Below are 15,982 nucleotides of genomic sequence, written 5' to 3' on the forward strand. Positions count from 1 at the left end.
AGAGATAGGGATATGCAGGAAAATGTAAGAAAACATGTAAAGAAAGCAGAAGAAAAGAGAAAAATCCGCAGAAGAACAAAAATTTTACTGGGAATATGCTGCGTTCTTGTGGCAGTAGGTGTAGTCTGGGGACTGATTCTTCCGGGACTTGCAGCAACAGGAAATAAGGAAACAGAGCAGACGTCAGCCGGAGGCACGATTAGTGAGCGTATTAACTTGAGTGTTTCACAGAAGAGTCCGGATGATGGGAAAAATGGACAGACTTTATATGCAACTGTTAGTGCAACCAACTCAAATCCGACAGATACAGAGCTGGTACCGGTTCGTATCCGGATTAGTGATTTGCCGGAAGGAGTTACATTGACCGGTTTTGAAGAAAGTGATGTTATGCAGGTTACTTATAAAGCGGTCAGTGAAACAACAGAAGAAACACTGGAAGTAAAACTGGTAGAAGAAGATGATGAGACTTACATAGAGTTTGAGCCACCTGCAGGTTCAACTGTTTCCTTCGACTTGCAGTTTAATTCTTTAAATGGAATTATGGAAAAAGATTCCAAGGTCACATTGACACCGGAGATTCCGGATCAGAAAGACAATGATGTGATTTCTGAACCGGCAGAATTAATCTGGCATGGAACGAATCTCTGGCAGGATTTGAAAAAAACTGTCAGCAAGGAAATTATTCCGGTGAATGGAAAGACCAATAAGCTGGAAGGAACATTGGATTATAGAATCACTGCAAACAGTATGAATCCATGCGGAGTTGGTGATACGGGAGCAATCTGGACAGATCATGTAGAACTGAGTGATGTATTGACATTACCGGATGGAATCAGTTTTCCGGAAGGAACCAGGGTCAGTGAAGATGGTGCTTCCATTGTGGATAGCAATGGAAATGTGATTTTCCAGTTTACTGATCTTCAGGGAGGAACCGTTACAAGCCTGACATTGGATGGAAAAACAGTTACATATAAGATTAGTGTGCCGAACCAGCATATGACAGATGGTGTGCCAACAAGAGAACAGGAGCATCTGAATGTAAGCGCAAGTCTGGATGTATCAAAATTAGTATTAACAGATAATTATATTACAACAGCCGCAGAAAAAGTTAAGGAAGATGTAATTACAAATCATGTTGATTTTGAATCTGTTCCCTATAAAGAATATGAACACACAAAATTGTCTGCAGATGTAAAGTCAAGACCGGAAATAAAAGAGGACTTTAGAATTGTTAAGACGGCGGATAAGAAAGAAGTAATTGCCGGAGATACCATTAATTATACGATTACGCTAGAAAATACGGGAAACAATCCGATTAAGGGAGAAGCTTCAGATGGAAGCGTTTATAAGGTGACAGATAAATTACCAGAGCATCTGACGTTGACATCGGAGCAGATACAGGAAATCCGTGATAAAGGAGCAGAGTATGACGAAGCAGCCAGAACAATAAGTTTTACACCTGGTACATTAAAAGCCGGTGAAAAGGTCTCATTTACTTTTGCAGCTAATGTAAAAAGCCAGGAAGAAATGGCAAAGTATAAAAATAATACTTCCATTCATAATAAAGCTTCTTATAAAGATAAGAGTTCAACAATAACGGTTATTTATAAAAAGCCGGAACTCATTATTGAAAAGAGCGGTGATAAGAAGAATGTAAAAAATGGTGATTTAGTTACTTATACGATAACGATTGAAAATATGGAAGATTATAAAACCATTGAGCAGACGTTAGAAGATACTCTGCCAAAAGGACTTATTTTCCAGTATGTTATAGATAAGAATGGAGCACAGGTTCCGGAGGGCGAGACGGATTTTGTGGCAGAGTCAACCAATGCGACCGGTGGATGCCGCAAGGTTGGCTTAAAGATAAATGATAAAATATTGACATTTTCTCTTGGCAGGCTGAATGCAAAGGAGAAGGTAACCATTAAGTATGTATGTAAGGTTGATGTTAATGAACTGCCGGAGGCTTCTGATTATCATTTTAAGAATTATGTAAAGAGTACTTCAACCGGTGAGAATTCTGAAATTGTAATTGAGACTGAAAATCCGATTACAGTAGATAAGAAGGTAAATGGCGGGGAAGGTGGAGAAACCTTTAAAGCAGAGGAATTATTTAAATACAGCATAACGATTACAAACGCTGATGGAGATGCCGCATATAAGAAAGACGGACTGTCATTGACAGATGATATGCCATATCATGTTTTTCCTTCGGATGAATACAAGATTTATAAGGCAAAGCAGGCAGGAACGTTAAATTCCAGATATCCTAAAAATGATGAGGAACTGGTAGAGGCTGGTATCAGCTGGAAAGAGTATGTAGAAAATACATCTGACTGGGGAACTTATTATACAAAGATAAATGGTGAATATGTGCAGATAAGGAGATACTGGATTGGCAAGAGCAATGGAATGAATATCAGTGCACATAAAGGAATCCGTTTAATCTGGAAGATTGGCACCATGTCACCGGGTGAAGTAATTGAAAAAGAATTCAATGCTTACATTTATATGGATGATAAAGAGAATGAACAGACGGGAACTTTTACTTATACCAATAGTGCAACCGTAAACGGAATGAAGGATACAGTAACGGTAAAAGGGAAACCGGAAGGGAAAAAGGAGCTGGATCAGGCGGTAGATGTGCAGAAGAGTGTGTGGGCAATTCTGGATCAGTTCCATCAGTGGAAGACCAGCCAGTTAAAAGATAAGTCCATATTCTCTAAGAGTGTAAATGAAGGAAATTATCTCGGAAATTATGTGATTTACAATATTACAGTAACAAATACAGGAGAAGATCCGGTTCATATTGATACATTGGAAGATCATATGGCGGATGGGTTGGAATATATTGGAATACGTCCGGGCCTGGGATATACGCTTCCGGTTCAGATTGAAAAGAGCTATAGTGAACCGATTAAGTCAAACGACTGGAACATGGCGCAGGTAACCAATATCGATGGCAGAAGTCTGGTAAGGGATGTTACCATTGCAATGACCAATGATGATAAGGAAAACCATATGGTTACCTTTACGATTGGAGACGATGGCAAAGGTTATGATTTGCCGGCAGGAAAGAATCTTTCATTCTTTGTGATGTGCAAGGTAAGTAAAGACGTGGAATTAGATGTTCCAATTACCAATACCGTGGATTTACTGGTAGATAAGGATGTGGAATATCGTGAGAATCCGAATGACATTACAATGAGAGGAACCAGAGATGATTCCAGACAGAATAACGGCACATCGGAAGATAAAGGAATTGTAGGAGAAAAGCGTGTTATTTCGTCATCTGTAATGATAACACCGAAGGATGTAATTGTTCCGGGAATTACCAAGAAAGCAGTGTCCTATATACCATCTGGTAAAAATGTGGAAGATGCTGTTGAATTGGAAGAGAAGGACAATATACAGCCGAATGTAACGACAAAGTGGCTGTTGGAGTTACGCAACGATGGAACCATTCCGATCTGCGATTATACAATTAAAGATTCTGTTCAGTCTCCGTTCCATATATTGTCGAAAGAAGAGGCAACCAATAAAACCCTTCACCTGGGACTTGACAAAAATGCTTTTGTACTGACCATTTATGATGAGGATGATAATGTACTTCATAAGTATGATTTGTCTGAAGAAGTATGGAAGCTGATACCGGATAATGCGACCCACGAGTTTTCACTATATCTGGAGGGAAAAGAATATCAGATTCCTGCAGGTGGAAAAGCGGAGTTTACGGTATATACCAGAAATACAGTATATGAGAACAGGATTTATGAAAATACTGCATATCTCCTGCCGGATGATCCGTTTGATGATAACAGTGTAAAAACGGGAGAACTGGTGACGGATGACAGTGGAAAATATATTGGAGTAAAAGCTTCTGATTGCGTTTATGCATTGGGTGATTACGGTTCATTCTCATGGAAAACGGTAGAGGAAACCGGTAATTCAGATAACCGGGGAAGCGGCTATCTTGGACTGGAAGGAAAGAATTACATTTATCTGGATGAAGATGGAAAAGATGTGATTTACACCAACAATATTGAAAATGTCAGCAATAACTCCTTTACACAGATGGTTATTGTAGACAGTATGCCACATATAAATGATACCGGAGTACTGAACCAGAAAGAAAAACGAGGAAGTGAATTCTCTGTTGCATATGCCGAAGGACTGGAACTCTTGGTAACGGAGGAGAGCGGCACAAAACGGCAGCTGGAAGAAGGCGTGGATTATTTTGTGGAATTTTCAAATCTGGTAAGCTTTACTGAAGCTGATATGTCGGGTACTTCAACAGAACAGTGGCATTCCTTCTGGCAGTCAGATGATGTGTCCTTCCGTATAAAGATGGCAGATACCTTTGTATTAAAGAAGGGCTGTATTCTTACCATGAAATATAATGGAGTAGTAGGAGAGAATGCAAACCCGGGTGAGACTGCATGGAACAGCTTCGCATACCAGTATACGGCAGAAGTAAACGGAAATGAAAAAACACTGCGGGCAGAGCCTCCAAAGGTCGGAGTAAAGATTTATAAGAAACCGGTAATTGAGAAAGACGTTCTGGATGCGTATGGAAATGAACTTCCGTATGATCAGACAAAAACCTTTACTTTTGCATTATATAAGGGTGATTCAATGGAGGAATCTGATTATATTACAGAATTTACCGTATGCCAGGGTGGATCGGTTGCATTGAAGACCATTACAGACCAGAATGGCAATAAGGCGTTGGAAGATGGTCAGGTCTACACGGTAAAAGAAAAACTGGTAAATGGTTATGAGTTAGTTGGAATAGGTCAGAAGGGTACAGAATTAAGCAAAGAAAATAAATATACCTTTACCTATTATGATAATCTTGATAGTATTTCGATTCAGGTTAAGAATCAGGAATATGGTTATGAACTTCCGGCAACGGGAGGAACTGGTACTACTGTTTATACTATAGGCGGTGCAGCAATTATGCTGGCGGCATTCCTATTGTATGGATACCGGATGCGACGGAAAAGAGAAGGGGGGGCAGGCGTATAAGTCCCCTTTTGAGAAAATCCGTTTCAGGTATCAAATATAATTAAAAGTTAGAGAAGGAGAACAAAAATGAAAAAATTGAAAAAATTTTTTGCAGCAATGGTTGCAATGGTTATGGCATTCGCAATGGGTGTTACTGTTTATGCAGCAGATATTACAATTACGAACGGTGCAAACGGTTCTGAGTATGCAGCTTATAAGCTGTTGAATGCTACAGATGGTGGCGACGGAAAATTTGCATACACATTAAATGATAAGTATGCATCAGCATTAAAAGAAGTAACAGGAAAAACAGATGATAAAGAAGTTATTAGTTATATTTCAGAACTTGATGCAGATGGCATCCGTGCATTTGCAGATGCAGTATTTGCAAAAATCAAGACATTAGAGCCGGAAGCAAAAACATCCGATGATAAATTTAGCGGTGTTGATCAGGGTTATTACCTGATTGCAGAAACAAAAACAGGTGATGAAGGTGATACCTATTCCCTTGTTATGTTAGACACAGCTGGAAATGACAGCGTAACTGTAACAACAAAGGAAGACAGACCGGAACTTGAAAAGAAAGTAAAAGAGAAAAATGACTCTACCGGTGCAGAAAGTGACTGGCAGGATGCAGCAGATTACGATATCGGAGATGATGTACCGTTCCAGTTAACCGGTACTGTAGATGCAAAATACGATAACTATGGAAGCTATTATTATGCATTCCATGATACCATGTCTGACGGACTTACTTTCAATGCAGATTCTGTAACTGTAACAGTGGACGGAACAGCAGTAACAACCGGCTATGAAGTAGTTACAGAAGATTTAGATGATAGCTGCACTTTTGAAGTTCGTTTTGCAGATTTAAAGAATATCAAAGCAGTAAAAGCTGGAAGTAAAGTAGTTGTAAATTACACCGCAAAACTGAATGAAAATGCAGTAATCGGTGAAGGTGGAAACACCAACGTATCCAAACTGGAATACAGCAACAATCCTTATGGGGATGGCACAGGTGTAACTCCGGAAGATAAAGTTATTGTATTTACATATAATTTAATTGCAAATAAGGTAGACGGTAACAATGCTCCTCTTGAGGGTGCAGGATTTACCCTTTACAAATTAGACAGCACTACAGGTGATTATGTTGCAGTTGGAAATGAGATTACAGGAGTAACAACCTTCTATTTCAAAGGTGTAGATGCAGGCCAGTATAAATTGGTTGAGACAACTGTTCCGGCAGGATACAATAAAGCAGATGATCTTGTATTTTCAGTAGAAGCAACCTATGATACAACATCAGATAATCCGGAATTAAAGACATTAGTAGTAAAGGATGCTTCTGGAAAGGTTGTTTCAGAAGGAACAGAAGCAATCTTTACAGCAACTTTAAGAACAGGTGCTGTATCCACGGATGTACAGAACTTAAGTGGAACTGAACTTCCTGCAACCGGTGGTATCGGTACTAAGATTTTCTATACCGTAGGTGCAATTATCATGATTGTAGCAGCTGTATTGTTAATCGCAAGAAAACGTACTGCAAAAAACTAGAATTTTAAGATGAACGGCGGTAATTCACCGGGAATTTCCGGTGAACCGCCGGTTTATACACGAACGAGACTGGAAGAAAATTCCCGCTCGCTGGGACTTTGACAGCATTAGGGAGAAATCTATGAAGAGGACATTAAAGAAATTATTTAAGAAAGATAAACTGAATGTAATGTTAGTGTTTGTTTTTATCATAGGTCTCTCCGTGATGCTGTATCCGCCAATTAGTTCTTACTGGAATTCAAAAGTCCAGTCAAGAGCCGTTGCGTCTTATAGTAATGCCGTAAAATCACTGACAGAAGAAGAAAAAGACACAATGTTAAAAAAAGCTGATACCTACAATGAAAAATTAAAGGATGTGAACCGGCCATTTCTGAATTATGCAGAGGCTGGCGATTATAACAGCATTCTTGATATTTCCGGCACCGGCATCATGGGTTATGTTACAATTGAAAAGTTAGGTGTGGAACTCCCGATTTATCATGGAACTTCGGAAGGAGTATTACAGGTTGCAGCAGGCCATTTAGAGGGCAGTAGTTTGCCGGTTGGAGGAGAAGGCACACATAGTGTTCTTTCTGCACACAGAGGACTTCCGTCTGCAAGACTTTTTACAAATCTGGATAAAATGGAAGCAGGAGATACCTTTACCGTTACCGTATTGGATCGTAAACTGACTTATCAGGTGAATCAGATTAAAATTGTAGAACCACAGGAAATTAATAATCTTACAATTGAAGATGGAAAAGATTATTGTACATTAATGACCTGCACTCCATATGGAATCAATTCTCATCGGCTGCTGGTAAGGGGTGAGCGGATTTCACAGGAGGAAAGCGGTAACTTTGTGACGGCAGATGGATATCTTGTTAATACTTCTGCAGTTGCAATTGTAGTTGCGATTATATTACTGTTCTGGATTTTACTGGGACTTTTGATTTGGCAGCGGTTTAGTTGGAAGAGGAAAAAGGAGTAGGGAATGAAACAGAAATGGAAGCAGAAATTACCTGGAATTCTGCTTGGACTGGTTTTCCTGGTCGGACTGGGAATCTTTGCATATCCGACTGTGGCAGATCAATGGAATAAATACCATCAGAGCAGGGCGATTGCCAGTTATGAAGAAACTGTTGCAGATATGGATGAAGTAGACTATCAGAAGCTTTGGGAGATGGCAGAGGAATATAATTCCCAGATAGGTAATAATACCTTCGATGGGGATGCGTTTTCGCAGGAAGAACAGAATATGAGAGGAAGTAAATACTGGTCCGTAGTAAATCCGGGAGATAATGGGATAATGGGATATATTTCCATCCCGAAAATAGAACAGAGACTTCCGATTTATCATGGAACTTCGGAGGCAGTATTACAGATTGGCGCAGGTCATATGTCCGGAACCAGTCTTCCGGTTGGTGGTGAGGGAAAACATAGTGTACTGGCAGCACACCGCGGACTGCCAAGTGCGAAACTTTTTACCGATATTGACCAGCTTGTAAAAGGTGATAAATTCTATGTGCATGTATTGGATAAGGTGCTTGCATATGAAGTGGATCAGATTCTGCCGATGGTAGAAAAGGATGATACGGATACTTTGACAGATGCAATGAAGAATGTCGAAGGGGAAGATTATGTAACACTTTTCACCTGCACCCCATATGGTGTAAACAGCCATAGACTGCTGGTGCGTGGTCACAGTGTCCCGTATAATGGAGAGGATGATGAGAAGGCAATAGCCAATGAATCTATGCTTCAGACGGTGAAAGATTATTATATGTTATATGCAATACTGGCAGTTGCAGCAGCAATTCTGATTACAGTTTTGATAAAGATTATTCGAGATAGAAAAGCTTCAAGAGGTTCTAAGGAGGGTGGAAAATGAAAAAGTTAAAAATAAAGAAAGGGTATATTGCGGGATTACTGACGTTGTTTTTGGCAGCGGCAGGATTACATGTGGCATCTGCATATGCCACCAATGTAATAGATCCGGCAGAACCTTGTACTTTGACTTTATCTGTGCCGAAGGGCGAAGAATATACGGAAGAACTGAATGGGATGGAACTGCATGCTAAAATATATCAGGTAGCGACTGTGGATGCAGCAGGAGAGTACAGCGAAACATCAGAATTTAAATCCCTCTCTTTAAAAGATGCGGTAAATGGAGATGTTACATGGGAAGAGATGACAGCGAAGGCAGCGGAGCTCGCTTCGGATAAAACCCCGGATACAGAATGCACGATTACGGATGGAACAGGAGAGAAAGAACTGAATTCTGGGATATATCTTGTTGTGGTTGAATCTGCATCAACCGGTTTTTATGAGTATAATTTTAATCCAGGTCTGATTGCGTTGCCGGATAATCAGGCATTTCATTCTGCAGGCGCAGAAAACAAATGGATTTATGAGGTTACAGCAAATCTAAAACCGGAACGTTCTCCACGGTATGGAAGTCTTCTTATACAGAAAAATCTTGATAACTATAATGAGACAATGAAAGAGGTAACCTTTGTATTTTCGATAGAAGCAGTAGATGAAAATGGTAATACGGTATACAGTAATGTAGTATCGACCACACATTCATCGGCAGGAACGAAAGCGGCAATTGCAGATCATATTCCGGCAGGTGCAAAAGTTACTGTGACAGAGGTATATAGTGGGGCTGGTTATAGACTGGTAAGTGAGCCACAGCAGACAGCAGAAATCAGTGCGGATGAAATCGTAACAGTGGAGTTTGATAATACATATGACCATGGATTGAATCCGGGTTACGGAGTAACCAATCATTTCGATTATGATGAAGATGAGGGATGGCAGTGGACACAATTACCGGATAATAGTGTAAAGGAAGAATAAAGGAGGCTGGAATATAAGATGATGAAGAAAAAAACAAAAGTGTTCTGGCTGACTGCAGCAGCATTGGTATTCCTTGCAGGGGCAGCAGTGCCACCGGCAATGGCGTATTTTACAACTTATGTGGAAGCGGAAGGAGGATATCCGATTACACTTGGTAATGAAACTACAATAGAAGAAAAAGTTGAAAATATGGAGAAGCATATCGTACTTACAAATACAGGAGAAAGTGATTGCTTTGTCAGAGTAAAGGTATTCGCAGGAAGTCAGATTACATTAACTATGTCCGGCTTGTCATGGAATCAGGGCGAAGATGGCTATTGGTATTATAGTGATATTGTTCCGGTAAGTGGCAATACAGAAGAACTTTTAGCCAAAATAGCAATACCGGAGGAATATAAAGAGAGTTTTAATGTAGTGGTCGTTCAGGAGTGTACACCGGTTCTCTATGAAGAGGATGGAACACCATATGCAGACTGGAACCGGATTGCAGATACCAGGACAGATATAGGAACTGCAGATGCAAGGGAGGCTGGTGAAGAATGAGCCGATTGAAAAAAGTAATGAAGGGAAGAAAAGGAACCTTTTTATTATTGGGTGCAGCAGTACTTCTTCTGGCAGGAAGTGCGGTTGGAAGTGCGAGAGCAGCACTTACTTACTATAGTGAGAATTATACTGCACAGATGGAAATGTATGATATCGGAGTGACTCTGGTGGAAGAATCTGTCAAGGGTTCTAAGAATATCAGCAGCCGTGATTATGCAGGAAGTGATGATGCCTGGAAGCAAAATCAGGGAGCACTTCTTACAGATATGCTTGATGAGACAGATGGAAAGCTGGTAGCCGGAAGAAATTATAAGGAAGCACTTTCCGTAAAAAACAGTGGCAATATTGATGAATATGTCCGTGTGAGAATTTATAAGAGCTGGAAGAGTGAGGATGGAAGCAAGGAAACAACACTTGCTCCGAGTTTGATTGAATTAAACCTGACCCAGAATGGCTGGATTGTGGATGAAAATGCAACTACGGAGGAGAGAACTGTTCTTTACTGGCCATCGGTATTGAAGGTGGGTGAGAGTACACCGGCATTTTCTGATACTTTAAAGATTGATAATTCCATAACGTCAAAGGTAACGGAGCATACAACGGAGGAAAATGGACTTAAGACCACTACTACAACATTTAATTATAATGGGGTTTCCTTTCATGTAGAGGCAGAAGTGGATGCCGTACAGACACACAATGCGCAGGATGCGATTAAGAGTGCCTGGGGAGTTGATGTTTCTGTTGATTCCAATGGAAATCTGACATTACTGCAGTAAGGAGGAGACTGAGATGAAGAGAAAATGGATTGGTATCATGGCAGCTCTGGCTCTGGTTGCAGCAGCCCCTGTTCAGGTACAGGCAGAAGAGTTTTCCGGCGGTGATGACTGGAACGTAACGTTTGATGGAGAAAAATTAAACAGCACATTTAAAAATGCAGATATTGATGATGCGATATATCAGCTTCAGCCAGGAGATACAGTAAATATCAGACTGGAGTTAAAGAATACCTATGATGGGGATACGCAGTGGTATATGACAAATCAGGTATTACAGAGCCTTGAGGATTCACAGAGTGTGGCTTCCGGAGGAGCGTATTCGTACATACTTTCTTTTACGGCTCCGGATGGAAGTAACCGTATTTTATACAGCAGTGAAAATGTAGGTGGAGATACGGTAGGAGAAAGTGGTGAAGGTCTTCACCAGGCAACCAATGCAATGAAAGATTATTTCTATCTGGATGAGCTTGCGAAAGGTGAAAAAGCAGAGATTGCACTAACCGTAAAGCTGGAAGGTGAGACACAGGGAAATACCTATCAGGATACCCTGGCAAAATTGCAGATGAATTTTGCGGTAGAATTATTATCCAGTGGTTCAACACCATTGTCGAATCATGTCGTTATTAAAACGGGTGATAATAATCAGGTGCTTCTTTTTTCAGCACTTGCTCTGGCGGCAGGACTTGTTTTAGTCGTCCTTTTTGTTGTGAGAGTGAAGAGGACACGAAAAGAAGATGAGGCAGCTGAAAATCGGTTGGAAAAGGAGGAGTAAGGGATGAAGAATAAAATAAAAGAAAGAATGGAACGTATTCTTCACGGAAGTATTTTATTTACAACATTACTTACACTGGCATTTCCGGTACAGGCATGGGCAAAAGTTGGTGGAAATGAAACAGAATATACCTATACAGTAACGTTATGCTCTGGAAATCAGGGATATTTTTCAGATACGAATGGAATTACAGTAGACAATCATATAACAGGTTCTTCTTATCAGATTGAAAAGGAAAGCCAGGGAGAAAAAATAAAAATCAGTGGACTGAAATATGGTGACCGGGTTATGGTTCGGGCACAGTCCTGTATTCAGCTAAAGGAAGATGGAAAATATTATATTGGTGGAATCCGGGAGAGCGGAAGGGATAATAATACTGTTGGAAAATCTGCCTTTGTGGTAGAATCTGATCAGGAGTATGTAGCGGCATATGCAATTGCGGGAAATATGGTAGCATATACTGTGAATTATCAGGATGCCAATGGAAATGCACTTTCAGACAGTGAGACCTTCTATGGTGCAGTGGGTGACCAGCCGGTGGTGGCGTTTAAATATTTTGAAAATTATCGTCCGCAGGCATATAATCTGACGAAAACCTTAAGCAGCAATGAAGCAGAAAACATTTTTACGTTTGTATACACGACGGATACACAGAGTGCGGCAAACAGTGCAAATGCCGGAAATGATGCAAATGCGGCAAACAATGCAAATGCAGCAAACAATGCAAATGCGGCAAACAATGCAAATGCAGCAAACAATGCGAATGCAGCAGATGATGCCAATGCGGATAATAATCAAGGGGCAGATGGAAATGTAAATATTCCGGATGAAGAGACTCCGCAGGAACTGGTAAATCTTGATGATGAGGAAACTCCGTTAGCAGATATGCAGCAAAAGGATGAGAAGACCAAAAGACCGGCAGGAAATATGCCATTGCTGATTGGTGTAGCATCAGCGGCAGTTGCAGGACTTGTGGCTCTTACTGCTTTTGCATTACGAAGAAAGAAAATGAATGTCAGAGCAGAGGCATTAACGAATGGGAAAAACAAAAAGAAAAAAGAGGACAATAGCCAGAATCTGTAGTATGATAGGAGTATCTCTTCTGATATTGGTGATTCTGATTTGCATACCATTGACATTACCAAGGCTTACAGGGTTTGATATTTATACAGTTGTAACCGGAAGCATGGAACCGGCGATTCCGGTAGGAAGTCTTATTTATGTCAGGGAAGAAGCACCGGCAGAACTTATGGAAGGTGAAGTTGTGGCATATCGGAGCGATACAGATGTGGGAATTATCATTACCCATCGTGTGGTGAAGAATCAGGTGGTGTCCGGTCAGCTGATTACCAAAGGAGATGCAAATGAAGCGGAGGATATTTCCCCGGTTTCCTATGCACAGGTAATTGGAAAAGTAACCCTGACCATTCCGGTATTAGGAGGGATATTTGCAGCTATGGTAACCTTTTACGGTAAAATTGTAATCGTCTCAGTTGTATTACTGGCGGCAATTTTATTATATATAGGTACAGATAGCAGGAATATACAGGAAAAGGAATAGGTGTGTTGTCATGCAGAGGCAGAAGAGCCGGCACAGTAAGAAATATTACCTGATAATATGGATGGCCGCAGGGATATTGCTGATGAGCGGTGCATTGGGAGGCTGTGGCGGAGAGAAGAATTCTCCGGAGCAAAGCAGCAATGATACCGCAAAGGGAAATCGCGATGCGACAGCAGAAGTATTACATCCGGAGGCTTCCGGAGAAGTGACTTATGGGACAGATCAGATTGCTATTGATGCATCGCATGCATCCGATGGTTATGTGATGCTTAATTATACCGGAACCAATGAAAAAGTGAAATTCCAGATAGAGACACCGGAAGGGGAAGCATATACCTATCTGGTGACAAAGAATGGAACGTATATTGTATATCCGCTGACACAGGGAAGCGGTACTTACCAGTTGACCTTATATGAAGCTGCATCAGTAGAAGAAAATTTGTATGCAACAGCATTTACCCAGAGTATTGATGTTACCATTACGGATGAATTTGTCCCATTTCTGGCACCTAACTGTTATGTGGATTTTGATGAGAATTCCAAGACGGTAAAGAAAGGGGAAGAACTGGCAGCAGGCTGCGGCAGTGACCTTGATGTAGTAACCAACATTTATCATTATGTAATTGAAAACATTACATATGATGAAGAAAAAGCAGAGAATGTTGCATATGGATATGTGCCGGATGTAGATGAAACACTTTCGTCCGGAAAAGGAATCTGTTTTGATTATGCAGCATTGATGGCAGCGATGCTTCGCTCGCAGAGAATTCCAACCAAACTTCAGGTAGGATATGCGGGTGAGGCTTATCATGCGTGGATCAGCTGTTATGTGGATGAGATAGGCTGGGTAGATAATATGATATCTTTTGACGGAAAGGACTGGTCTCTTATGGACCCGACCCTGGCAGCCAATAATGATGATGATACCGTAAAAGATTATATTGGCGACGGAAGCCGTTATATTATAAAGTACACATATTAAGAGAGGAAGAAAAGTATGGGAAAAAGTAAAAAACAGCAAAAGCTGTCAAATCTTGAATGTGCATCTTTTTGCAGCCAGATGACAATGGTTCTGCATGCAGGCTTTCCGGCAGTTGAGGGGGTGTCATTATTACTGGAAGATGCAAAAGATGTGCAGGAAAAGGCAATACTTCAGGTAATGTATGATGAAATGATAAATACAGGACTGTTATATCCGGCACTGGAAAAGACCAGTGTATTTCCGGATTATCTTCTTCAGATGGTTAAGATAGGAGAAGAAACAGGTACACTGGATGATGTTATGAATGGGCTGACTCACCATTACGAGCGTGAGGATGAGATCGAGAAGAGTATTAAAAGCGCACTTACATATCCTTTGATTATGGTTGCTATGATGATAGCTGTAATTGTGATACTTTTAACAAAAGTAATGCCGGTATTTGAACAGGTATTTCGCCAGTTAGGCAGACAGATGACCGGATTTTCCGGTGGCATGCTTGCATTGGGAAAAACAATTTCAAATTATGCAATTGTATTCATTACAATAGCGGCGGTAATCGTTGGAGTATTTGTTTATTTTGTAAAGAGCAGCAGAGGACGAAGAGCGTTTGCTGGTTTTAGCAGAAAAATGCACTTGTTTCATGGCTTATACGATAAAATCGCAGCATGTCGTTTCGCAGACAGCCTGTATCTGACTTTAAAGAGTGGACAAAATCCGCAAAAGGGACTGGAATTTGCAGACGAATTGATTGCAGATAAGAATTTTTCAAAGAAGATTAAGAAATGTAGCCAGAAAATGGAAGAGGGCGAGGATTTTGCAGCAGCAGTAGGCGGTGCCGGAATATTTGAGGGCTTGTATGAGAGGATGCTGGTGATTTCCGGGAAAACCGGAGAGACCGATGAAACATTAGAGACGATAGCAAGACAGTATGAAAGAGAAATTGATCAGAGAATGTCTTCTTATATTGCAATATTAGAACCGACACTTGTAATTATTTTGTCTGTTATTGTCGGAATGATACTGTTATCCGTGATTCTTCCGTTGATGGGAATTATGGCAGGACTGTAAGAAGGAGATGCATATGGAAGGATTTCGTCGAAAGAGGCTTTTTTTTCATGAAAAAAGGCATTCTGTCTGGGCAAAGATATTATTTACGGTGGCCATTTCCAGTTGTATTATTTTATTGACCTGCCATGGATTGAACCGATTGATGGCGGATAGTAAAGAGGAGGAAAAACGTTCTTTAGAAGAGGCTCTGCAGAGAGAAATCGTGCAGTGTTATGTGCTGGAAGGACATTACCCGGACAGTCTTTCGTATCTGGAAGAACAGTATGGTTTTTCCTATGATAAGGAGCAGTTTTTTGTGGACTACCAGCTGCTTGGAGCAAACATTATGCCGGATGTGACAGTAATTGAGCGCAAGAATTAGAGTGAAGAGGGATGAATATGGCAGAGAGTACCGCCAGAAAACATACAATTGATATATTATTTCCATGGGCATTGTTTGGGCTGCTGGCAATCTGCGGACTTCTGGTGCTTATCCTGGCAGCAGATATTTATCAGGATACGACGACTATGGCAGATGAAAATTATGAAAGCAGAACAGTATTGTCTTATCTTACGGAGAAGATTCATCAGAATGATAATGGGACAGTTACTATTGGTTCGGTAGATGGAACAGACAGTCTTATTATCCGTCAGGATTATGATGGAGAAGAATATTGCACCTATATTTTTGAAGAGGATGGCATGTTGAAAGAGCTTTTTGTCCGGTCCGGAACTGCTGTAAGTACAGCGGATGGAAAGGCAGTCATTCCGGTTGAAGATTTTAAGATGGAAGCTTTGGAAAATGGATTATTGCATTTTTCCTGTACGTCGGAAGATGGGAGAAAAATGGATACTGTGGTGGCTGTTGTCGGCAGAAGGCAGGAATAGAGGAAGGC

14 protein-coding genes are annotated in these 15,982 nt (G+C 40.7%); all 14 read left to right on the plus strand.

Going from position 1 to position 15,982, the window contains the following annotated elements:
• Positions 1 to 12 precede the first annotated feature (12 nt).
• The 14 genes from DWW33_RS04335 (at position 13) to DWW33_RS04400 (ending at position 15,974) form a co-directional block, all read left to right on the plus strand.
• Positions 13 to 5,031: an LPXTG cell wall anchor domain-containing protein gene (locus DWW33_RS04335; RefSeq protein WP_118638919.1), complete on the plus strand. Its 5,019-nt coding sequence runs from the start codon at positions 13 to 15 to the stop codon at positions 5,029 to 5,031.
• Between the two features lie 66 nt (positions 5,032 to 5,097).
• Positions 5,098 to 6,564, plus strand: a complete 1,467-nt coding sequence (locus DWW33_RS04340; RefSeq protein WP_118638920.1) for an isopeptide-forming domain-containing fimbrial protein — start codon at positions 5,098 to 5,100, stop codon at positions 6,562 to 6,564.
• A 121-nt stretch (positions 6,565 to 6,685) separates the two neighbouring features.
• On the plus strand, positions 6,686 to 7,534 hold the full coding sequence (locus DWW33_RS04345; protein ID WP_117840807.1) for a class C sortase: 849 nt from the start codon (positions 6,686 to 6,688) through the stop codon (positions 7,532 to 7,534).
• Positions 7,535 to 7,537: 3 nt separating this feature from the next.
• Complete coding sequence (locus DWW33_RS04350; protein WP_118638921.1) at positions 7,538 to 8,434, plus strand: class C sortase; 897 nt, start codon at positions 7,538 to 7,540, stop codon at positions 8,432 to 8,434.
• Entirely contained in the window at positions 8,431 to 9,405 is a 975-nt protein-coding gene (locus DWW33_RS04355) for a DUF5979 domain-containing protein (RefSeq protein ID WP_117698205.1), read from the plus strand. The genes DWW33_RS04350 and DWW33_RS04355 overlap by 4 nt, the downstream gene beginning before the upstream one ends.
• Before the next feature lie 18 nt (positions 9,406 to 9,423).
• Positions 9,424 to 9,948, plus strand: coding sequence for a hypothetical protein (locus DWW33_RS04360; RefSeq protein WP_117698204.1), 525 nt, complete (start codon positions 9,424 to 9,426; stop codon positions 9,946 to 9,948).
• Complete coding sequence (locus DWW33_RS04365; protein WP_118638922.1) at positions 9,945 to 10,724, plus strand: hypothetical protein; 780 nt, start codon at positions 9,945 to 9,947, stop codon at positions 10,722 to 10,724. Before DWW33_RS04360 ends, DWW33_RS04365 begins: the two co-directional genes overlap by 4 nt.
• Before the next feature lie 13 nt (positions 10,725 to 10,737).
• A complete protein-coding gene (locus DWW33_RS04370) occupies positions 10,738 to 11,496 on the plus strand; it encodes a hypothetical protein (RefSeq protein WP_022242443.1) in 759 nt (252 codons plus the stop codon).
• 3 nt (positions 11,497 to 11,499) lie between these two features.
• Complete coding sequence (locus DWW33_RS04375) at positions 11,500 to 12,579, plus strand: MucBP domain-containing protein (RefSeq protein WP_199534924.1); 1,080 nt, start codon at positions 11,500 to 11,502, stop codon at positions 12,577 to 12,579.
• Position 12,580: 1 nt separating this feature from the next.
• Entirely contained in the window at positions 12,581 to 13,057 is a 477-nt protein-coding gene (locus DWW33_RS04380; RefSeq protein WP_242994182.1) for a signal peptidase I, read from the plus strand.
• A gap of 10 nt (positions 13,058 to 13,067) precedes the next feature.
• Positions 13,068 to 14,039 (plus strand): transglutaminase-like domain-containing protein, encoded by a 972-nt coding sequence (locus DWW33_RS04385; protein WP_242994184.1) that lies wholly within the window; start codon positions 13,068 to 13,070, stop codon positions 14,037 to 14,039.
• Between the two features lie 15 nt (positions 14,040 to 14,054).
• A complete protein-coding gene (locus tag DWW33_RS04390; protein WP_118638923.1) occupies positions 14,055 to 15,107 on the plus strand; it encodes a type II secretion system F family protein in 1,053 nt (350 codons plus the stop codon).
• Between the two features lie 13 nt (positions 15,108 to 15,120).
• Complete coding sequence (locus tag DWW33_RS04395; protein ID WP_118087290.1) at positions 15,121 to 15,468, plus strand: hypothetical protein; 348 nt, start codon at positions 15,121 to 15,123, stop codon at positions 15,466 to 15,468.
• A 17-nt stretch (positions 15,469 to 15,485) separates the two neighbouring features.
• On the plus strand, positions 15,486 to 15,974 hold the full coding sequence (locus tag DWW33_RS04400) for a DUF4860 domain-containing protein (protein ID WP_158552059.1): 489 nt from the start codon (positions 15,486 to 15,488) through the stop codon (positions 15,972 to 15,974).
• The last annotated feature ends 8 nt before the right edge of the window (positions 15,975 to 15,982 follow it).

The organism is Roseburia sp. AF15-21 (genome assembly GCF_003479505.1).
GTDB lineage: Bacteria > Bacillota > Clostridia > Lachnospirales > Lachnospiraceae > Roseburia_C > Roseburia_C amylophila.